The 21,083-nt window shown below is 30.4% G+C and carries 21 protein-coding genes; 9 read left to right on the top strand and 12 right to left on the bottom strand.

Features of this window, described 5'->3' with window-relative positions:
* Positions 1 to 9 precede the first annotated feature (9 nt).
* The gene (locus BWR22_RS13235) at positions 10 to 1,104 is read right to left on the bottom strand and encodes a fatty acid desaturase family protein (RefSeq protein ID WP_076734132.1); all 1,095 of its coding nucleotides are present in this window, start codon (positions 1,102 to 1,104) and stop codon (positions 10 to 12) included.
* A gap of 147 nt (positions 1,105 to 1,251) precedes the next feature.
* Between BWR22_RS13235 and rsmG the strand changes: the two genes are divergently transcribed.
* From rsmG to BWR22_RS13215, 4 genes are all read left to right on the top strand, one after another.
* Positions 1,252 to 1,884 carry a 16S rRNA (guanine(527)-N(7))-methyltransferase RsmG gene (gene rsmG / locus BWR22_RS13230; protein WP_076734131.1) on the top strand — a complete coding sequence of 211 codons (633 nt, stop codon included), beginning with the start codon at positions 1,252 to 1,254 and terminating at the stop codon, positions 1,882 to 1,884.
* A 166-nt stretch (positions 1,885 to 2,050) separates the two neighbouring features.
* A complete protein-coding gene (locus BWR22_RS13225) occupies positions 2,051 to 2,578 on the top strand; it encodes an inorganic diphosphatase (RefSeq protein WP_076734130.1) in 528 nt (175 codons plus the stop codon).
* Positions 2,579 to 2,683: 105 nt separating this feature from the next.
* Positions 2,684 to 2,971: a Sec-independent protein translocase subunit TatA/TatB gene (locus BWR22_RS13220; protein ID WP_076734129.1), complete on the top strand. Its 288-nt coding sequence runs from the start codon at positions 2,684 to 2,686 to the stop codon at positions 2,969 to 2,971.
* Between the two features lie 104 nt (positions 2,972 to 3,075).
* The gene (locus tag BWR22_RS13215; RefSeq protein ID WP_076734128.1) at positions 3,076 to 4,587 is read left to right on the top strand and encodes a S8 family peptidase; all 1,512 of its coding nucleotides are present in this window, start codon (positions 3,076 to 3,078) and stop codon (positions 4,585 to 4,587) included.
* Positions 4,588 to 4,648: 61 nt separating this feature from the next.
* On the opposite strand, the gene BWR22_RS13210 is transcribed toward BWR22_RS13215, so the two are convergent.
* From BWR22_RS13210 to BWR22_RS13175, 8 genes are all read right to left on the bottom strand, one after another.
* Complete coding sequence (locus BWR22_RS13210; RefSeq protein ID WP_076734127.1) at positions 4,649 to 5,050, bottom strand: DUF3037 domain-containing protein; 402 nt, start codon at positions 5,048 to 5,050, stop codon at positions 4,649 to 4,651.
* The gene (locus tag BWR22_RS13205) at positions 5,040 to 5,819 is read right to left on the bottom strand and encodes a HipA family kinase (RefSeq protein ID WP_076734126.1); all 780 of its coding nucleotides are present in this window, start codon (positions 5,817 to 5,819) and stop codon (positions 5,040 to 5,042) included. Before BWR22_RS13205 ends, BWR22_RS13210 begins: the two co-directional genes overlap by 11 nt.
* Positions 5,820 to 5,824: 5 nt before the next feature.
* A complete protein-coding gene (locus BWR22_RS13200) occupies positions 5,825 to 6,466 on the bottom strand; it encodes an O-methyltransferase (RefSeq protein ID WP_076734125.1) in 642 nt (213 codons plus the stop codon).
* Positions 6,467 to 6,603: 137 nt separating this feature from the next.
* Complete coding sequence (locus BWR22_RS13195) at positions 6,604 to 7,689, bottom strand: amidohydrolase family protein (protein WP_076734124.1); 1,086 nt, start codon at positions 7,687 to 7,689, stop codon at positions 6,604 to 6,606.
* Positions 7,682 to 8,218: a 3-hydroxyanthranilate 3,4-dioxygenase gene (locus tag BWR22_RS13190; protein ID WP_076734123.1), complete on the bottom strand. Its 537-nt coding sequence runs from the start codon at positions 8,216 to 8,218 to the stop codon at positions 7,682 to 7,684. The genes BWR22_RS13195 and BWR22_RS13190 overlap by 8 nt, the downstream gene beginning before the upstream one ends.
* Before the next feature lie 36 nt (positions 8,219 to 8,254).
* Entirely contained in the window at positions 8,255 to 9,037 is a 783-nt protein-coding gene (locus tag BWR22_RS13185) for an SDR family oxidoreductase (protein WP_076734122.1), read from the bottom strand.
* A gap of 53 nt (positions 9,038 to 9,090) precedes the next feature.
* Positions 9,091 to 9,387, bottom strand: a complete 297-nt coding sequence (locus BWR22_RS13180; RefSeq protein WP_076734121.1) for a hypothetical protein — start codon at positions 9,385 to 9,387, stop codon at positions 9,091 to 9,093.
* Positions 9,388 to 9,420: 33 nt separating this feature from the next.
* Complete coding sequence (locus BWR22_RS13175; protein WP_076734120.1) at positions 9,421 to 10,860, bottom strand: aldehyde dehydrogenase; 1,440 nt, start codon at positions 10,858 to 10,860, stop codon at positions 9,421 to 9,423.
* Between the two features lie 203 nt (positions 10,861 to 11,063).
* Here BWR22_RS13175 and BWR22_RS13170 point away from each other — a divergent pair, with 203 nt between their 5' ends.
* The 3 genes from BWR22_RS13170 to BWR22_RS13160 are packed head-to-tail and all read left to right on the top strand — an operon-like array spanning position 11,064 to position 13,280.
* On the top strand, positions 11,064 to 11,441 hold the full coding sequence (locus BWR22_RS13170; protein WP_076734119.1) for a Na(+)-translocating NADH-quinone reductase subunit F: 378 nt from the start codon (positions 11,064 to 11,066) through the stop codon (positions 11,439 to 11,441).
* 4 nt (positions 11,442 to 11,445) lie between these two features.
* On the top strand, positions 11,446 to 12,444 hold the full coding sequence (locus BWR22_RS13165) for an FAD:protein FMN transferase (RefSeq protein WP_076734118.1): 999 nt from the start codon (positions 11,446 to 11,448) through the stop codon (positions 12,442 to 12,444).
* A gap of 26 nt (positions 12,445 to 12,470) precedes the next feature.
* Positions 12,471 to 13,280 (top strand): DNA/RNA non-specific endonuclease, encoded by an 810-nt coding sequence (locus tag BWR22_RS13160; protein ID WP_076734117.1) that lies wholly within the window; start codon positions 12,471 to 12,473, stop codon positions 13,278 to 13,280.
* 112 nt (positions 13,281 to 13,392) lie between these two features.
* Here BWR22_RS13160 and rpsU read toward each other — a convergent pair whose 3' ends face one another.
* Both rpsU and BWR22_RS13150 read right to left on the bottom strand, forming a co-directional pair.
* Positions 13,393 to 13,587 (bottom strand): 30S ribosomal protein S21, encoded by a 195-nt coding sequence (gene rpsU, locus BWR22_RS13155; protein WP_044399960.1) that lies wholly within the window; start codon positions 13,585 to 13,587, stop codon positions 13,393 to 13,395.
* A 102-nt stretch (positions 13,588 to 13,689) separates the two neighbouring features.
* Positions 13,690 to 16,377: an AsmA family protein gene (locus BWR22_RS13150; protein WP_076734116.1), complete on the bottom strand. Its 2,688-nt coding sequence runs from the start codon at positions 16,375 to 16,377 to the stop codon at positions 13,690 to 13,692.
* 252 nt (positions 16,378 to 16,629) lie between these two features.
* Here BWR22_RS13150 and folK point away from each other — a divergent pair, with 252 nt between their 5' ends.
* Entirely contained in the window at positions 16,630 to 17,757 is a 1,128-nt protein-coding gene (folK, locus tag BWR22_RS13145) for a 2-amino-4-hydroxy-6-hydroxymethyldihydropteridine diphosphokinase (protein ID WP_076734115.1), read from the top strand.
* A 22-nt stretch (positions 17,758 to 17,779) separates the two neighbouring features.
* Here folK and BWR22_RS13140 read toward each other — a convergent pair whose 3' ends face one another.
* Positions 17,780 to 18,310 carry an RNA methyltransferase gene (locus tag BWR22_RS13140; RefSeq protein ID WP_076734114.1) on the bottom strand — a complete coding sequence of 177 codons (531 nt, stop codon included), beginning with the start codon at positions 18,308 to 18,310 and terminating at the stop codon, positions 17,780 to 17,782.
* A gap of 153 nt (positions 18,311 to 18,463) precedes the next feature.
* Here BWR22_RS13140 and mutS point away from each other — a divergent pair, with 153 nt between their 5' ends.
* A complete protein-coding gene (mutS, locus tag BWR22_RS13135) occupies positions 18,464 to 21,076 on the top strand; it encodes a DNA mismatch repair protein MutS (RefSeq protein WP_076734113.1) in 2,613 nt (870 codons plus the stop codon).
* Positions 21,077 to 21,083: the final 7 nt, after the last annotated feature.

Raw genomic sequence — 21,083 nt, 5'->3', positions numbered from 1 at the left:
TAATTATTATTAAGCTAAACTAGGTTTTTGGCCTAATACTTTTAATTGGTGGTAATGCTCTGCAATGGCTTTCCAAATAGTATTATACTCATTATAAGGTAAGCTAAACTCTTGAGCTGTTTCTTTAACAATTTTTGCTATATTTTTGTAGTGAACATGGCTAATATGAGCAAATAAGTGATGCTCTACTTGTCTATTTAAACCACCTGTGTAAAATTCTACTAACCAACTTTTTGGTGAAAAATTAGAGGTTGTAAATAATTGATGTATTGCCCATGTATTTTTCATATTTCCAGACTCGTCTGGAATAGGCATATCTGTATTAGGCATTACATGTGCTAATTGAAAAATAACACTTAAAATAATTCCTGCAGTATAATGCATAATTAAAAAACCAATTAAAACTTGCCACCAAGTATACCCTAGAGATAAAGGTAAAACAACCCAAATAGAATAGTATAAAATTTTACCAATTATAAGTTTAGTCCATTGTGTAGCTGGTTTAGGAAATTTACCATAAGATAATTTTCTTTTTAAATACACATAAGTTTGTTTAAAATCTGTAGTAATTGCCCAATTTACAGTTAAGAATCCATATAAGAAAAAGGCATAGTATTTTTGGTACTTATGAATTTTTAACCAAGGAGAATGTTTAGAAAAACGAATAATTCTACCGGCATCTATATCTTCATCATGGCCTTCAATATTTGTATAAGTATGATGTAAAACATTGTGTTGAACTTTCCAATTATAATCGTTACCAGCTAAAATATGTATGCTGCTACCCATTAATCTATTAACCCATTTTTTACTAGAAAACGAACCATGATTAGCATCATGCATAACATTCATTCCAACTCCAGCAATACCTATACCAATCACTATCATTGATATTATTTGTAACCATACAGGTAAATTTACAGTTAATAAAAGAACTAAAGGTCCTAATAATAGAGTAAACATTATAATGGCTTTAGTATATAATTTCCAATTTCCAGTTTTTTTAATATCATTCTCTTTAAAGTAATTATTAACACGTTTGTTTAGTGTTTTAAAAAACTTAGCAGAATCTTTTCTTGAAAAAGTTATTGTTTGCTTTGTCATAATTATATTTTTGAATAGAACATGTACATTAAATGTGCCATTCGTATTTAATGCGCAAAGATAATTAATAATTGCTTGCCAAGTAATAGTGAATTTCATAAAAATGTGCCAAGATTAATTTCTATTTTTGCATAATATTTAAAACTTATGGAGCTTATATTAAAATACTTCCCAAATTTAACCGAAGATCAAATTGATAAATTCACTAAGCTTGAGGCTTTGTATCAAGATTGGAATCTTAAAATTAATGTTGTTTCTAGAAAAGACATAGACGAGTTGTATTTACGTCATGTATTACATTCGTTAGCAATAGCAAAGGTTATAGAATTTAAAGATGGTACAAAAATAATGGATGTTGGTACAGGAGGTGGATTTCCAGGAATACCATTAGCAATCCTGTATCCCGAATGTTCATTTCATTTAGTAGATAGTATCGCTAAAAAATTAAAAGTAGTTAATGAGGTTGTAGAAGGCTTAGGTCTTGAAAATGTTAAAACAACACATACCAGAGTAGAAGAGATTAATGATACTTACGATTTTATTATAAGTAGAGCAGTAGCTGCTATGCCAACTTTTGTTCATTGGATAAAAGGTAAAATTGCAAAACAGCAAAATCACGAATTAAAAAATGGTATTTTATATTTAAAAGGTGGAGATTTATCTGAAGAGTTAAAAGATTATAAAACAACTACAATTTATAACATCTCAGACTTTTATTCTGAAGAGTTTTATGAAACAAAAAAAGTAGTACACTTGCCAATTAAGTATAAAGTTAATTAAACTTAAAGTTATCATTTAAAGCTAAAATGTTATCAAAATACTTTTTACTTGTAATAAGCTAAATAATCTTGTACTTTTGCAGCCCTAAAAAACACATGTTTTAAAATAAAAAAATTAATAATTCCTTTTTTCTAATAACGAATTTAGGAGATAAAATATAATATTTATGAGTGCAAAAGGAAATTTAACTTTCGATGCTTTAATTGAAATACCTAAAGGAAGTAGAAACAAATACGAATATGATTTCGAATTAAAGAAAATTCGTTTCGATCGTATGTTGTTTTCATCTATGATGTATCCTGGAGACTACGGTTTTTTTCCAGAAACTTTAGCATTAGATGGAGATCCTTTAGATGTTTTAGTTTTAGGTCATGAACCAACAATTCCATTATGCGTTGTTGAGGTTAAACCTATTGGAGTATTTCATATGGCAGATGAAAAAGGACCGGATGAAAAAATTGTTTGTGTTCCTGTTTCAGATCCAATTTGGAATTCAAAAAAAGATTTGGAAGACATAAACCAACACCGTATTCATGAAATCACTCACTTTTTTGAAGTTTATAAAGATTTAGAAAAAAAGAAAGTTAATGTAGGTCGTTGGGGAGATGCAAAAGAAGCTTACGAAATAATAAACGACTGTATCGACCGTTACGAAAACAGTGATCATAAAAAAACAAATGATTTTGCAATTTAATGATTGTAGATAATTTTATAAAAAAGCCTTTCAAAATATAAATTTGAAAGGCTTTTTTAACTTTGAAAATGTTTTAAACAAAAAACAACTTACTATATTTGTAGCGTGATACAATTAGCAACATTTTTATTCATTGGAGGTCAAGAGGCTATATTAATTATACTAGCAGTAGTTATGATTTTTGGTGCTAAAAACATTCCAGAAATTGCTCGCGGCCTTGGTAAAGGCATGCGTATGCTTAAAGACGCAAGTAACGATATTAAAAGTGAAATAACGAAAACTGCAGAGCAACAAGGCATAGATACAAGCATCACTAAAGATGTAGAAGATGAATTAAAAAAGGTAAAAGATGACTTCGAAGATTTTACCGGTTCTATTAGTAGAAAAATGTAATTCGCTTTTTTGATATTGTTTTTTTTGAAATTTCATATTTTAAAAGTTAAAAAAATGTGAAATATTTAATATATTTAAAATCTAACCCATTAAAAATATATTAAATGAAATTTAATTATCTCAAACTATTTTTAGCAGCATCCATTATCATGACATCCTGTACAAAGGATACTATAAGTGATTTTGAAGAAGAAAAACAACAAGTTGTAGATCAATCTAAGCCACTAACCATTCAGCAAATTAACGCTGAAATTGAATCTCAAATCAATAATGGAGAAGAATTTAATTGGAATAATGAATCCGACCATTTTTTATGGAGTGCAATAGTTCATGGAAATAATATTTTAACCATAGGTTATGGAAATGAAAATGAAAGTTATAGTGAAAACCGATCTCAAGAACTTTTAAAAACAAAAGATAATATTTTAAGGCTCGTAGAAACTCAAGAAAACTATAAGCGAAATAGAGAAAATGTAGTTGAGCATGAAATTATTAATGTAGTAGATGTTAAAGTAGAAAATATTGAAACCGTAAAAGCACTTAGAAAGAGTGAAGGTATTCGTTACTTAGAACCTAATGGCTATAACCACTATGGTACAGAAAACACTATGCGCTCTAGTTCTGGGTGTAGTAAAAATGGAGAGTCTATAAGTAGTTCGCATTATACAACTGTAAACCCAAATAATGCACAAGTATCTTGGCATTTTAGTGAGCATAACATACCACAGGCCTGGAATTATAGTACTGGTAGTGGTATAACTATTGGTTTAATAGATACAGGAGTATCGCAATCTCAATCTCTTTTAAACGGTAATGGATTTAAAGATGGTTACTCTACAAATTCTAGGTTCGTTCAAAAATATGGAACTTTTATAGACTCTAATTGGTGGTGGTCTAATAATTATGATGGTCCTCACGACAAATGTGGTCATGGAACAGCAATGGCTTCTACAATGGCGGCACCACGTAACGATAATGGTATGCCAGTAGGTGTGGCTTATAATGCTAATTTAGTTGCTTATAGAGCTACAGAAGATGTTTTACTTAATGATTATCATGAACGTAAAGGTGTGTCTCAAGCATTAACAGAACTTGCAAACCGAAGCGATGTAAAAATTATTTCAATGTCTATTGGTTACGTTTGGTCTATTGGTAATATAAAAGATGCTGTAAAATATGCATATAGTAAAGGTAAATTAATATTTGCAGCAGGAGGAACTTCTACAAGTTTTACTAATGGTTATGGTGTTATTTTTCCGGCAAGTATGAGTGAAACTGTTGCTGTTACAGGAGTAGACGATGGACCAAATTACGAAAGGTGTGAAGTATGCCATAGCGGAAGTAAAATAGACTTTACAATAATAATGGAAGGTAATAATAATACAAGTAAAGCACCACCAGTTTTAGGTTTTTACAATAACCAAAGACGTTATACAGGAGGCTCATCTGTAGCAACAGCAACTACGGCAGGAATTGCAGCTTTAGTGTGGGCAAGACACCCAAGTTGGAGCAGAACGCAAGTATTAAATAAACTTAAGCAATCTGCAGAATTTTATCCTAATAAAAACTCAAGTTTTGGTTATGGAAATATAGATGCTTTACAAGCGGTACAGTAAAAGTTTATTTTTATTAATTAAAATTAAAAGCCTCTTCAAAACGAAGAGGCTTTTTTAAATATTAACTATCACTATCTCCACATAGTACATATTTCTTAAATATATCTTCAAGTTCCTTTTCAGGATTTTCGGTTAATCCAGAATGTGTTTTAGAGCTTTGTATAACAGTACTTCTTGTAGCTGCAAGCCATCTAAATCTATCTGATAATTCAAATTGTCCAATAATACCAGCAGATGCATTTCCGTCGCTAATTAATTTCCATGATTGTAAATAGCTATTTAGCGCTTCTAAATCTAAATTACAGGAGTAAGCATTTAATTTAGCTTCATTAATTTTAAATTTTACATCTAAAAATTTTTTGCGCTTAGAAAATAAAATAACACCAATATTAAAAAACTCCTCACGTTCAACCTTAGGAACTAGCCTAATAATTGCATATTCAAAAGTAACTTTATCTTGCATCTTTTGCTTCTTTAACTAATGAATCAATCTTTGAGAGTCTGGTGTTTAAATATTTTATATAGGCAGCTCTAATTTGATCTGGCGTAAAGGTATCAGACTCATTTATTAACCAGTTTTCTGGAATGGTATCAATAATGTTTTTAATGGTGTCTTGGTCTAAAGCATTAATAATGTCTTTAGCAGCAAGGTCTAAATCTGTAGCACGATTTAAAAGCACGTGGTCTTTTATAAGAGGAAACGTTTTAGTTAAATGATTTTCCCAAGTTTCCCAATTATGATGAAAATAGAAACTTGCTCCATTATCGATAACCCATAATTCTTTATTCCAATTTAATACATTTGGATTTTTGGCAGTTCTATCAATATTACTAATTATACTATCTAAAAGCACTAATTTAGAAGCTGTTTTAGCATCTGCTACAGATGCTAAAGGATCGAATGTTATGGAGCCACTTAAATAGTGTAATCCTAAATTTAAACCTACGCTAAATTTAAGTAAATCTTGAATTTCTTCATCAGGTTCTGTTTTGCTAAATGAATCGTCTAAATTCATAAACACTAACTCCGGAACTTTTAATCCTATGGCTCTTGCTAATTCACCTCCAATAAATTCTGCAATCAAAGCTTTTTTTCCTTGACCAGCACCTCTAAATTTTAAGACATATAAAAAATCATCACTAGCTTTAACAATTGCAGGTAAAGATCCACCTTCTCGTAAAGGTGTTACGTATTGTACAACATCAACAGTTCTAATATTTAATTTGCTCATAGTTATTATAGCTTTCTGCTTATTGTTAAGCCGTCTCGAATAGGTAAAACAACCGTTTCAATCCTGGAATCTTCTTTTAAAAGTGTATTAAAGTCTAGTACTGCTTTTGTTGAAATATCTTTTGGGTTTAATTTTTCAACTACTTTACCATGCCATAAAACATTGTCTGAAAGTATAATACCTCCAGAATTTAACTTATCTATTATTAAGTTAAAATAGTTAACGTAATTAGGTTTGTCTGCATCAATAAATACTAAATCAAAAGTTTTATCCAATGTTGGTATAATATCTACAGCATTTCCTAAGTGTTGATGAATTTGAGAGCCATAACCAGATTTATTAAAATACTTGCGTTGAAAATCTTCAAGTTCTTCTTTAATATCTATTGTATGTATCTCTCCTTCTTTTTGTAGGCCTTCCGCTAAACAAATTGTAGCGTATCCAGTAAAAGTGCCAAGTTCTAAAATAGTTTTAGGTCTAACTAATTTAGAAATCATACTTAAAACGCGGCCTTGATATGGGCCAGACAACATTATAGGTTGAAGTATTTTAAGGTAGGTTTCTCGCGTAAGTTGTTGTAATAGTTCTGGTTCTTCTTGACTATGAGAAACAATGTATTCGTCTAATTTTTCTGGTAAGAAATACATAAATAATTAATGTATTATAATATTATAAAGCGTTTTTATTAAAATTGCAATGAGTAACACTACTATAATTGTTAATGGGAAAATGTTTTTAAATTTAATGTATGTTGCAACAGTGTCACAAAAAGACTTTTTTTTCATTATCCCAATATTCGTTTCACAAGTTTGTCTTTAGCAGCTTGGTCGTCTCCACAAAGCCATTGTATTACATTGTCTTCCCATATAGCATCTCGTTGTGGCTCTGTAATAATTTTACGTTCCATTGCTAAATCTAAAATTTTGCCAGGATAAGAGCTTTGCTTTTCACTTTCCATTTCTCCTAAAGGATACGGGTCGTCTAATCCCATAATAACTTGATTAGATGTTTGGTTTCTAATTAATAATTCTAAACCACCAGTATCATGAACCAAAGTATCAAAAAATATATTTTTATGTGCTACGGCTTTTCTTGGATGACTTTTTCCTTCAAATAAATCTGGTCTGCCATCAAAACCTTGAATACGTCTGCCTAAATTTATTTGCGCTAATTGTCCTCCATGTGCAAAACATGTTCGCATGTTAGGATATTTGTCTTGGTAACCATTTAAAGTTAAAAAATGGTAAGCATCGGCACATTGTGCCAGCATCCAAATTAAATGAAAACGCCAAGACGTATTTTCTAGTTTTATAAACTTTTCACCATCATACGGATGGATTTCTACTGCAAGATTATATTTATTGGCTAGCTCGAAAATAGGCTCGTTTTCTTCATCAAAAATACAACGCCAAGTTCCAATAGTATCCATATAATGCGTTGGTAGGCACAATAACTGTAAACCTAACTCTTCGACACAACGCTCTATTTCCCAACAAGCTCCTCTTACAAATCCAGGATGTACAACAAATCCACAAGTGAATTTACTTGGGTTTTGGTGTTGTACTTTGGCATTAAAGTCGTTTTGGAAACGTAAAGCTTGTTTCATTTCTTCAACACGCAAACCGTTTCCATATAATTGAGATAAGTTTAAAACAACAGCATGGTCTATTTTAAAACGTTCCATCCATGCTAGTTTTTCATTTAAGAAAAAACTTGAATCTGTAATTGGTCGATTCCAGTCTTTTTGTAGCATAAATTTTCGATCTTTATCTACCCAAAAAATACCTTTATCTTGCATAAATTGAGGGATTTCCTCGGGATAAGGCAATAAATGCGAATGACCGTTTATTCTTAATTTGCGTTTACTCATTAATTTTTACTTTTTTTGGTGTTTGCATTATTTCGCCACAATTTGGACATGTACGTTTCTCTTGATCGCCATAATATTTATCGAAAATTTTAGGCATATCGGTTTCTATATTTTTAATAGTAAAATCTTCTTCGTATAATTTTGTTGTACAGTTTTCGCAAAACCAAAGTAATGCATCCTGCACTCCTTTTTCTCTTGGATATTCAATTACTAAGCCTACAGTATTCGCACCACGTTGAGGTGAGTGTGGTACTTTAGGTGGTAATAAAAACATTTCACCTTCTTTAATATGAATATCTCTTGGCGTGCCTTCGTCTATTACTTTTAAAACAATATCGCCTTCTACTTGATAGAAAAATTCTGGTGTTTCGTTATAATGATAATCTTTTCTGCTATTAGGACCACCAACAACCATTACAATAAAATCGCCATCTTTCCATACTACTTTGTTACCAACAGGTGGTTTTAAAAGATGCCTATTTTCTTCAATCCAATCTTTAAAATTTATAGGTGGAAATAATTTACTCATGATTATTATATTTTATGGTTATGTAATTTTATAAAGTTACAAAGATTTTGTTCTTCCGCCATCAACAGGAAGATTAATTCCGTTAATATAAGCAGCACGTTCGCTAGCTAAAAAAGTTATAGCATTTGCTAATTCTTCTGGTTTTGCAAAACGTTTTGCTGGCACGGCACTCTTCATTGCATTGGCAGATTCTTCTTCGCTTTTTCCAGATTTAGCAGATTTATTTTTAATAATTTCAGTTAACCGTTCTGTGCCTGTTGCACCTGGTAATACATTGTTTACAGTAATACCAAATTGTCCAAGCTCATTTGCTAGTGTTTTACTCCAATTTGCAACTGCTCCACGAATAGTATTACTAACTCCAAGTCCATCTAAAGGTTGTTTTACAGAGGTTGAAATTATATTTATTATTCTTCCATATGCTTCATCTTTCATGAACGGAACTACCGCTTGCGCTAACACGTGATTGCATTTTAAATGTTGTGTAAAAGCGGTTTCAAACTCCTCTATTTCTGCTGAAAAAACGGGACCACCTTTTGGTCCACCAGTATTGTTTACTAATAGATGAAAACCATGATTGTTTTTAATGTAGCTTTCTACCTTTTCTTTTAATTCCATTGGATTAGAAAAATCAGCAACAATATAATCGTGATTTCTATGTTGAGGTAGTTGTGTTAAAGTAGCCTTTAGCTTGTCTTCGTTTCTTGCAATTAGCGTTATTATTGCACCTTCTTCGGCTAAAGCCAAAGCAGTAGCTTTTCCTATTCCTGCTGTGCTTCCACAAACTAATGCGTATTTGTTGTTTAGTTGTAAATCCATAATAATTTCCTGCGTAGGCAGGAATCTTTTTTAATGTTAAACGGAAGCTATATTTAATTAACTTCCAATTGTAGTAATAAATATTTTTTATATCCAAAGGTTGTTCTATATAGAGTTGACCTTTTTCCTTTTATTAACTTTACGTCGATATCTTCTACTAATTCTACTTCCAAAATATTTGATGTGCACCAATCAATTTTTGCTTGAATATAATGTTTACCATATGGTAACTCTAATTTTTGTTTTTCACTATTATTTATTTTTGCGAATAATTTACCATTAACTTCTAACCGAATTTTTCTAAATCTATTTTCGTGTTCACTAATTCTATTAATTGTAACAATTGGCATTAAAATAAAGTTTCAAGTTAAAATTTAATTAAACTAATATTTTATACACACATTCTTAGCCTCAGTAAAAAATCGAAGAGCTTCAAAACCACCTTCTCGTCCAACACCCGAAGCTTTTATGCCGCCAAATGGTGTTCTTAAATCACGCATCATCCAGGTATTAACCCATACAATTCCTGCTTGTAATTGGTTGCTCATTCGCATAGTGCGTTTTAAGTTGTTTGTCCAAAGTGTAGCAGATAAACCGTACTTTACTTTGTTGGCCATTTTTAAAACTTCATCTTCTTTATTAAATGGCATAATGGTAACTACTGGTCCAAAAATTTCTTCTTGGTTTACACGGCATTCATCACTTGGCACTTCTATAATTGTAGGTTCTAAATAGTATCCGTTTTCAAAACCTTCTACAGTAACTTTATTGCCTCCATAAAGAATGGTTCCGTTTTCAGTTTTAGCTATATCTATATATTCCTTTACTTTTTCTAAATGTGCTTTAGATACTAATGCGCCAATATTTGTGTTGGCTTCTGCTGGATGACCAACTTTTAAAGCTTTTACCTTTGTAACAAAGTCTTTTTTAAATTTCTCATAAATAGAAGCTTCAACAAAAATCCTACTTCCGCATAAACAAATTTGTCCTTGATTAGCAAACGAAGAACGAACAGTTGTGTTTAACATATCGTCATAATCGCAATCTGCAAATATGATGTTTGGATTTTTTCCACCTAATTCTAAGGATAATTTTTTAAACATTGGAGCTGCTATTTTTGCAATATGAGCTCCAGTTGCAGTTCCTCCTGTAAAACTTATGGCTTTAATATCTTTATGTTCTATAATTGCTTGTCCTGTAGTGCTTCCTAAACCGTGAACTATATTTAAAACACCTTTTGGTAGTCCGGCTTCACTACAAATTTCACCTAATAAATAAGCGGTCATTGGTGTGACTTCGCTAGGCTTAGCAACAACACAATTTCCTGCAGCAATGGCTGGAGCTATTTTCCAAGTAAATAAATACAAAGGAAGATTCCATGGCGAAATGCAACCTACAACACCAATAGGTTGACGTAAAGTATAATTAATTGCTTGGCCAATGCTTTCATGACTTTCGCTAGCAAATTGAGTAATAGCATTGCCAAAAAACCTAAAATTACTTGCAGATCTTGGGATGTCTACTGCCTTAGCTAAGCTTATTGGTTTTCCATTATCTTTACTTTCTGCTTGGGAGAAAGCATCTAGATTCTCTTCTATTAATTCTGAAATTTTTATGAGTATTTTACTTCGTTCCTCTATGCTAGTTTGTGACCATTTAGGAAATGCAGATTTTGCTGCTTTATAAGCATTTTCTACATCTTCTTTTGTTGAGTTTGGAATTTGCCCATAAACCTCTCCTTTACTTGGGTTGTAGTTATCTATCCACTTATTTTGAATAGGGTTTTGGAAAGATCCATTTATGTAGTTTTGAATATTTTGCATTTTACTTACTGAAGTTAATCTCACGTTATTTGTAAAATTATAAGAATAGATTATAGTAAGCAAACCTTTTGCTAAGTTTTAAATGAAATGAAAAATTAGAAGATGAGACTGGCTTTAAAGTAAATGTGTTTTGCTTAAGTGATTATTATAACTTGAAGAGAAATCTGCTTTCTATTAATAGCTTCCTTTTGTATTTTTGCTTTATGAGAAAAGCACTTACAAAGCAAGAGTTACATAATCTTGCTATGAATCACGTTGGTAAAGACCTCGAAAAACGAGGCTTTGAGTTTATTGCAGTAAATAGTAAACTAAAAAGACACCCTCAATTTGTGTGTATAGATGCTAATAAACAATATTTTTTTGTTATAGTAAAAGCGGTCTTATTACCAGATAACGCCAATAATTACGATGTTATTTGGATGGAATCTTTTAAAAAACATGCACGCGAAAAAAATGCAAAAGTATTGTATGCGGGAGTTGGTTTAGGAAATCCTGAAGGAGAAGATTTGCCGGTTTATTTAAACGAAGAGTATTTAATTGAATATAATGGTATCCAGGTTATTGAAACTAATTTAAACTAAGATTATGAAATTGTTATTTGCTTTAAAGAAGTTTTTGTTTGTGTTATGTCTTGTTGTTTTTTTTGTTTCTTGTAAACAGGAACTTAAAAACAGCAAAATAAGTGGTTCTGTTTTCGGTACGTTTTACGAAATTACTTATGCTTCAAATACTAACGAAAATTATAAAAAACAGTTTGATAGTATATTTTATATCATCAATAAATCAATGTCAAATTACCAGCCAGATTCCAATATATCAAAATTAAATAAAAACGAAAATATTAGTGTAGATGCTCATTTTGTTAAAGTATTTAAAGCTTCTAAAAAACTATATAGAGAAACAGAAGGCGCTCTAGATCCTACTATTGGTAACCTTGTTAATGCTTGGGATTTTGGTTCTGAAAAACCAAAAATAAAAATAGACAGCATGAAAATTGATAGTTTATTAAATTATGTTGGTTTTAATAGAGTTGGCTTGGTAGATAATTATATTAAAAAAGAAGATGGTGTGTTTATAGATTTTAATGCTATTGCAAAAGGTTATGCTGTAGATGTTATAGGAGAATTTTTAGAGGCAAAGGCTGTAAAAAATTATATGGTAAATATTGGTGGCGAGCTAAGGTCTAAAGGTGTAAATGTTGATAAAAAAAAGAATTGGACTGTAGGTGTGGAAAACCCAAATTTTGATGGTTCCCAAAGTACAAATACTGTTATTGAGCTTAAAGATAAAGCAATGGCTACTTCTGGAACATATAGGAAGTTTAAATTAGATGAAAATGGAAATCGTTATGCTCATATAATTAATACAAAAACAGGTTATCCATCTAAAACAAACATTTTAAGTGTTTCTGTAATTGCAGAAACCTGTATGATGGCAGATGGTTATGCTACTGCTTTACAAGCAATGGGAGTTAAAAAAGCCGATTATTTTTTAGCAAAACACCCAGAACTAAAAGCTTATATTATTTTTGAAAACAATAAACAAGAGCTTGAGGTTTTAGATATTAACGGGTTTAAGGAATAATTAACCAATTTTAATAAAGAGTAATTTTGAATAATAAAACCAAGTATTCTGTACTTACGGCTATAGTAATAATAGCAACACTATTAATAAACGAGTATCTAAATAATAAGCAGAAGACAGAAGTATTTAATGAAGGAGCCGTTTTAAAGACTGAGACTAACGAATATTTCTTACCTACAAGTACTACAGGAGAAATAGTGCATCACGAAGGTTATAGTTTAAGTTATAGCGAAGAGCATGAACAGGCAGAATGGGTGGCATACGAATTAAAAGAAGAGCATTTATCTAACGCAAATTTTAAAAGACCTTATTTTGAAATAGATGAAGCTGTAAAAACTAAGGCTGCACATTGGAGTAATTATAAAAACTCTGGATATGATCGAGGTCATTTGTGTCCGGCAGGAGATAGAAAGTACAGTCAAGCAGCACACGACGAAACTTTTTTAACAAGTAACATATCACCGCAAAAGCATGATTTTAATGCTGGAATTTGGAATAGGTTAGAGCAAAAAACACGTTATTGGGCAAGTAAATACGATGGTGTTTTTGTGGTTTCAGGTGGTATTTTAAAAGGAAAAATGAAAACTATTGGTAGTGAAAAAGTTGCAGTGCCAAATCAATTTTATAAAGTAATAATCGATAATAATTCTGGAGCAACAAAAATGCTTGCATTTTTAATAGACCATAAAGAGTCTAAAGAACCACTTTATAAATTTGTGGTATCTGTAGATGAAATTGAAAAATTAACTGGAATAGATTTTTTCTCAAGTTTAGAAGACACTAAAGAGAATAGGTTAGAGGCTTCGAGTAGTTATAAAAATTGGAGTTTTAACTAGTTTTTTCGTTTTTAAGTAAAAGGAAAATCTCATTTAAAACATCTCAAACCAAAAAAACCTCACATTCAAAAGAATGCAAGGTTTGTGTGTTTTATATAAAAAAAACGATTTACTATACGTTTTCTGCGTCTCTTAATCCTTGGATATAAGATGCTTTTTGAATTTGACGACGACGTGTTACAGAAGGCTTAGTAAAGAATTGGTTCTCTCTTAAGTTTTGCATTACTTTAATGTTACGGTGCTTTCTTTTGTAACGTTTTAAAGCTCTTTCTATATTTTCTCCGTCTTTAATTTCTATTCTTAACATATCGTTATATTATGTGTATTCTTAAAATTCAGGTTGCAAATATACATTTAAACTTTTAATTTAAACAATAGAGTTGCATAATTTTTAAAATTTTATTTAAATTTATTTAATGGTGTCGTTTTTCTTCTTGTTTTTTCCAAAAAGTCCACCTAAAACATTTTTAACTACATTTCCTGTTTGATTTGTAGAATCTGTTGTCGTGGTTGTGTTTGTGCCAGATGTGTTTCCGTTAGAAAAGATATCTTTTATTACATTTTTAACAGGAGAACTTTGTGTGGTAGTAGTGTCTGTAGTGCTTCCACTATTACTATTAACACCCAATAAATCCTTAATTTTATCTTTTCCGTTATTAATTAATTTTTGTTTTTCTATTTCTATTAGTTGTGTCGTTAAATTTTTTACACCTGTTGTTAAATCGGTTTGAACCTTTGGGCTAGTAAACGAGCCTGTTAAATTAGCTGTAACAGGAATAGAAATTTTGTTAACCTCATTATCGTTTATTTTTCCAATAAGTCTATTTACTTCGCTGCCTAAATATTTTGCAGGTACATTAAAAACTATATTGTAATCCATAGTGTTTTCAAAACTATGGCTACCTCCAACGGTAATGCCAATGTCTTTATAATTTAAATTAAAAGGAGAAATATTTACAAGACCATTTTCGAATTTTAGTGCTGTTTTTAAGTCTTTTAAATCTAACTTATCGAAATCTATAAAATTCAATTTGTTAGTTAAGGCATTAAGTAAAGGTGCGTTTTCAGTTTCAACTTTAGTAGTTAACAATTCAGCTAATGCTCCACCAGAAATAGAGTTCATTATTGGAGTAAAGTCGTCTCCTAAAGTACCACTTACATTAATGGCGCTGTTTAATTTTCCTTGTAATGCTTTAGCAATTGGTGCTAAATTTTGAAGCATGTCTAAATCTCTAAATGATTGAGAGATATCAAAATTAGTCATGCCTAAATCCATATTAAAAGTAGGCGTTTTGCTTTTAGTATTAATTAATCCAGACATGTTTAGGTTTCCTCCTAATAAATCTGATGTTACATTTTGTAAGCTAGCAGTTTCATCTTTAATTAAAAGTTTACCTTTTACATTGGTTAATGTTAAGTTGTCGTAAACTACTTTTTTAGCATCAGCATTTACAGTGCAATCTAAAAAGGCTGGTATTTTAAGAGCGTCATCGGGTTCTGTACTTTGGTTTACAGGCCTGTCGCTTCCTCCTTCTACCATGAAATCACTTATTAAAAAGTTGTTAGACGCTACATTAAAATCTCCTTTTAACTTTTGGTCGCTTAATAAAAATCCTAATAAATTATTTATTGTTCCAGTAGCATTTAAATCTGATTTTCCAGTAGAAGCTTTAAAGTTTTCTAAAGCAATAGTTCCAGGTTTAAAGCTTACATTGGCTTGAGAAATGTTTAACGGATTTACAATATCTGCAGATGAGAACACAAAATCGTTAACACTAACGTTTCCATTATTTTTAATTCTGCTATATGCATTAGTTTCAATAGCATTCATGTCGAAACTTGTGTTTAATTTTGCTTTTATAATACCACTAAGTTTGTTTTCTAACTCTATAGGGTAAGCTTCGGTAATATTTGCTAAGTTTAAAACACCATCAATATTTGCGTTTACAAGCATGTTGGTTGTTAGGTTTTTAATAACAGCAGAAGACTTAAATTCATCTTCATCAATTTTAAAATTTAGTGTTTTTAAATCTAAAAAAGTATCGTCTATATTTCCTGTTGTATTTTTTACCGCAGCATTTATAGAAATATTTTTTACACTTTTTGGTAAATCTGGATATTTAAACGATGCATTATTAGAGGCTATGTTAATATCTAAAGTAGGTATAGTTTCTTCTGTAACTTTTCCTTTAATTTTTCCGTTAACTTTAAAACTCCCGCTAGTTTCAACATTACTAATGTTTTTAGAGTATGTTTTAGGAATTACTGCTAAAAAATCTTTGAAGTCTGAACCTGGGTTTTCAAAAGAAATATCAATATCCTGTCCTTCTTCAATAAGTTGTACGTAACCTGAAAACTCTAAAGGTAAATCGTTAATTAAGCCTTTATTTTCTTTAAAAGTGTATTTGCTGTTTTGTAAATCAAGATCTATTAAAGCATCTAGTTTTATGCGGTTATTGCTTAAATATTCTGTACTATCAATACTTAATGTAACATTAGCTTCACTTTTTGTGTTTAACTCAGAAATGTTTTCAGAAAATGTTCCGCTACCAGAGTGGTCAAGTTCTGTTACATCTAGTTTTGTATTAGAGCCTTCATCCAAATAAATTAAAGCGCTTTTAGATATTGCGTAATCTTGAATGTCTATTGTAAAGCCTTCGCCATTTTTAGTTGTAGATGTTGAAGTTTCATTCTCTTTTGCAATATCATAATTAGCATCACCAAACTTATTTACTTTTAAGTTTACGAGTGCTTCGTTTACATAAATTGAATTTATAACTATTGGACCTTCATCTTCTTTCTTAAATAATTCTTTAATAGACATATCAAAAGATAGAGACTTTACACTGGCTAGAGTTTCGTCTTTAAAAGGTTCAAAATTGGTGATTTTTAAATCGTCTACACTAACATTTGCTTGAGGAAAACTACTAAGAAAGCTTAAGCTAACATCTGCAAATTCTACATTAGCATTAACGCTATTATTAATAAAATTACGAACCATATTTTTAATTTGATTCTGAAAAATAAATGGTGCAACTAATAGAAGTATTACTATAGTTAATAGAGAAATACCAGTGATTTTTAATATTTTTTTCATCTTTAATTTCCGCCAATGCGGCACTATTTTAGTTTTTGTTAAGTATAGTATTTACGTACAATCTAAGCAAATAGTTGTAGAATAAAATTTTTTAATAAAAGTTTAGCATTTAGGGTGGTAGTATATTTTTTTTATTCATGTTTTTAAGTAGTTAAAAGGCTTATTTGTACAGGTAATAAATTTCGTTAATAAGTTCTTTAAGTAAATATAAAAGAAACCATTTACTTTTAGTTATTTTGCTTTCTCTTTAAAATGGAATCACAAAAAATTTATATATCTATAGGAAGTAATAAAGGCGACAAATTTAAAAATTTGCAATCTGCCGTAGATGCTATATATGTAAAGGTTGGTGCTGTAAAAATAATTTCTAAAGTATTTAAAACACCAGCTTTAGGTTTTGAAGGAGATGATTTTTTTAATGCATGTTTATTAGTAGAGAGTTATTTAAAGCCAAATAAAATTTTAAAAGAATTATTAGCAATTGAAACTAATTTAGGTAGAATTAGAAGTAAAAAAGAGGGCTACCAATCTAGAATAATAGATTTAGATATATTATTTATTGAAAATGAAATTTTAGAGACTAAATCTTTAAAAGTTCCACATCCAGAGTTGCATAAACGTAGATTTGTTTTAGAGCCATTACACCATATAGCTTCAAAATTTAAACATCCAATTTTAGATGATGAAATTTCTGTTTTATTAGAAAAATGTGAAGATAAAAGTGTTTTAGAGCCTGTAAATATCTGGTTAAAAAATCCGAGTAAACAACATCAATTTTCTAAGTACAATTATATAGCTATTGAAGGTAATATTGGTGCAGGAAAAACAAGTCTAGCCACTAAAATAGCACAAGATTATAATGCAAAATTAATTTTAGAACGTTTTGCAGATAATCCGTTTTTGCCTAAGTTTTATAAAGATGCGCAGCGTTATGCTTTTACTTTAGAGATGTCTTTTTTAGCAGACCGCTACCAACAAATTAGCGACGATTTATCTCAGCTCGATTTGTTTAAAGATTTTATAGTTAGTGATTACGATATTTTTAAATCGCTAATATTTTCTAAAATAACACTGCATCAAGACGAGTTTAAACTATACCGAAAGCTATTCTATTTAATGTACAAGGATATAGCTAAGCCAGAGTTGTACGTTTATCTTTATCAAAATACCGAGCGCCTTCAAGAAAATATTAAAAAGCGAGGTAGAAAATATGAGCAGAATATAGATAGTAGTTATCTTGAAAAAATAAATTCCGGGTATTTAAATTTTCTTAAAAATCAAACAGAGCTTAATGTAAAAATAATAGATATTTCAGATCGTGATTTTGTAAAAAATCGTGAAGATTATTTATATGTTTTAGATGCTATATGTAGCAATTAATTACCGTTATATAACATCTATTTTAATATGATAACTTCGAGAAAACATCCCAAACAACAACACCACAACTTACAGAAATATTGAGCGAGTGTTTTGTGCCATATTGTGGTATTTCAATAACAACATCACTTTTGGAAACTACGTCTTGTGCAACGCCTTTAACTTCATTGCCAAAAACAAGAGCGTAAGTAGTGTTTTTTTCTACTTTAAAGTCATTTAGCATAATTGCGTTTTCAGCTTGTTCTATTGCGCAAATTTTCACACCTTCAGCTTTTAATTTTTCAATTAATTCTATAGTGTTTTCTACGTACTCCCATGCCACAGTTTCTGTACTGCCTAATGCAGTTTTATGTATGTCTTTGTGTGGTGGTTTTGCAGTAATTCCACACAAATAAATTTTTTCAATTAAAAAAGCGTCACTTGTTCTAAAAACAGAGCCAATATTATTTAAACTTCTAATATTATCTAAAACTATAATAATAGGTGTTTTGTTTGCTTGTTTAAACTCGTCTACATTTAATCTATCAAGTTCACTATTCTTTAATTTTCTCATGTTTTCTTTTGTTGCTAGAAGTATGCGGTAAGGCAATCTCTTCAATCAAAATTGTGAATAATAATAAATAACTAAAACGAAATTGATTTTAAAAAAAATCATTATTTAGTTACATTGCAAACTTATATCCAATAACGGTTAAAACAAAATTCTTTGGCAGCAAAAACAAAAAAAGTGACACCTTTAATGAAGCAGTATAACGCTATAAAGGCAAAATATCCAGACGCTTTATTATTATTTCGCGTAGGCGATTTTTACGAAACTTTTGGAAGCGATGCTGTTAAATCGGCCGGAATTTTAGGTATTACTTTAACTAAAAGAGGAGCAGGAAGCTCAAGTGAAACAGAGCTAGCAGGTTTTCCGCATCATTCTTTAAATACTTATTTGCCAAAACTAGTTAAAGCAGGTGAGCGAGTTGCTATTTGCGACCAGTTAGAAGACCCTAAACAGACTAAAAATATTGTAAAACGTGGTGTTACAGAATTAGTTACGCCTGGAGTTGCACTTAACGACGAGGTGCTTCAATCTAAAACAAATAATTTTTTGTGTTCTGTTTACTTCGGAAAAACAACAATTGGAATTTCATTTTTAGATATTTCTACAGGAGAATTTTTAACTAGCCAAGGTAATCAAGAATATATAGACAAATTACTTCAAAATTTTAATCCAAGCGAAGTACTTGTCTCCAAACAAAAACGATTAAATTTTAATGAGAGTTTTGGTAACGATTTCCATACTTTTAATTTAGAAGATTGGGTTTACCAAACAGACTATGCAAACGAAACATTATTAAAACACTTTAATACAAAATCTTTAAAAGGTTTTGGTATAGAAGATTTAAATGAAGGTATAATAGCTTCAGGTTCAATACTTCATTATTTAGCCGAAACACAACACAATAAATTACAGCATATCACTTCGGTTTCCAGAATAGCAGAAGATGAGTATGTCTGGATGGATCGGTTTACTATTAGAAACTTAGAGCTTTATCATTCAACAAATAACAACGCAGTAACATTATTAAACGTTATAGATAAAACAAGTTCTGCTATGGGAGGACGCTTGTTAAAACGTTGGTTAGCATTGCCTTTAAAAAATGTCGAAAAAATAAAGCAGCGTCATGAAGTGGTGTCTTACTTTAAAAATAATAAAGCAATTCATCAGAAAATTCAAAATCATATAAAAAGCATTGGTGATATAGAACGGTTAATCTCTAAAGTTGCTACAGGAAAAGTAAGTCCTAGAGAAGTTGTTCAGCTTAAAAATTCTTTAGAAGCTATTACACCTATAAAAGAATTGTCATCAAATAGTGATAACGAATCCTTAAAAATAATAGCAGATACATTACAAAGTTGTACCGTACTAATAGATAAAATAAAACAAACAATTAACGAAGAAGCTCCTGTAAATGTTTTAAAAGGAAATACTATAGCTAAAGGTTTTTCTAACGAATTAGATGAACTTCGTGGACTTTCAACTTCTGGAAAAAATTATTTAGACGAAATGTTAAAGAGAGAAAGTGACCGCACAGGTATAACATCTCTTAAAATTGCATCAAATAATGTTTTTGGTTATTACATAGAAGTAAGAAACACTCATAAAGATAAAGTTCCAGAAGAGTGGATTAGAAAGCAAACACTAGTAAGTGCAGAACGTTATATAACAGAAGAATTAAAAGAATACGAAGCAAAAATACTTGGAGCCGAAGAACGCATTTTAATTATAGAACAACAGTTATTTGCAGATTTAGTAGTGTGGATGCATCAATATATAAAACCTATACAGCAAAATGCCTATTTAATAGGAAAATTAGATTGCTTATGTGGTTTTGCACAGTTAGCAAAAGAAAATAAATATGTATATCCAACAATAGACGATTCCTATGACTTAGAAATTAAAGAAGGACGTCATCCTGTAATAGAAAAACAATTACCAATTGGAGAAGTATATATTGCTAACGATGTTTTCTTAGACCGAGAAACACAACAAATAATAATGATAACCGGACCAAATATGTCTGGTAAATCTGCAATATTACGTCAAACAGCTCTTATTGTGTTATTGGCACAAATAGGAAGTTTTGTACCTGCAAAAAGTGCAAGAATAGGATTAGTAGATAAAATTTTTACAAGAGTAGGAGCGAGTGACAATATTTCTATGGGAGAATCTACCTTTATGGTAGAAATGAATGAAACAGCCTCTATTCTTAATAATATTTCAGAGAGAAGTTTGGTTTTGTTAGATGAGATAGGTCGAGGAACCAGTACATATGACGGTATTTCAATAGCATGGGCAATAAGCGAATATCTTCATGAACATCCAGCAAAAGCAAAAACACTATTTGCAACACATTATCATGAGTTAAATGAAATGACCGAAACTTTTAAGCGTATAAAAAACTTTAATGTTTCCGTAAAAGAATTAGAAGATAATGTTCTTTTTTTAAGAAAACTTATAGAAGGAGGTAGTGAACACAGTTTTGGTATCCATGTTGCAAAATTAGCAGGTATGCCACAGCAAGTATTACATCGAGCAAACAAAATTTTAAAAAAATTAGAGCAGTCACATTCAAGTGAAGAATTAACAGATAAAGTAAAATCAATAAAAAATGAGATGCAATTAAGTTTTTTTAATTTAGATGATCCTTTGCTTGTTCAAATAAAAGATGAAATATTACTAACTGATATTGATACACTTACACCTGTTGAGGCGCTTATGAAATTAAATGAAATTAAACGAATGTTGGTAAATCCTGAAAAGGATTAAATTTTTT

This window comes from Lacinutrix venerupis, from assembly GCF_001971745.1.
Taxonomy (GTDB): domain Bacteria; phylum Bacteroidota; class Bacteroidia; order Flavobacteriales; family Flavobacteriaceae; genus Lacinutrix; species Lacinutrix venerupis.
This window is presented reverse-complemented; position numbering and strand designations above follow the sequence as displayed.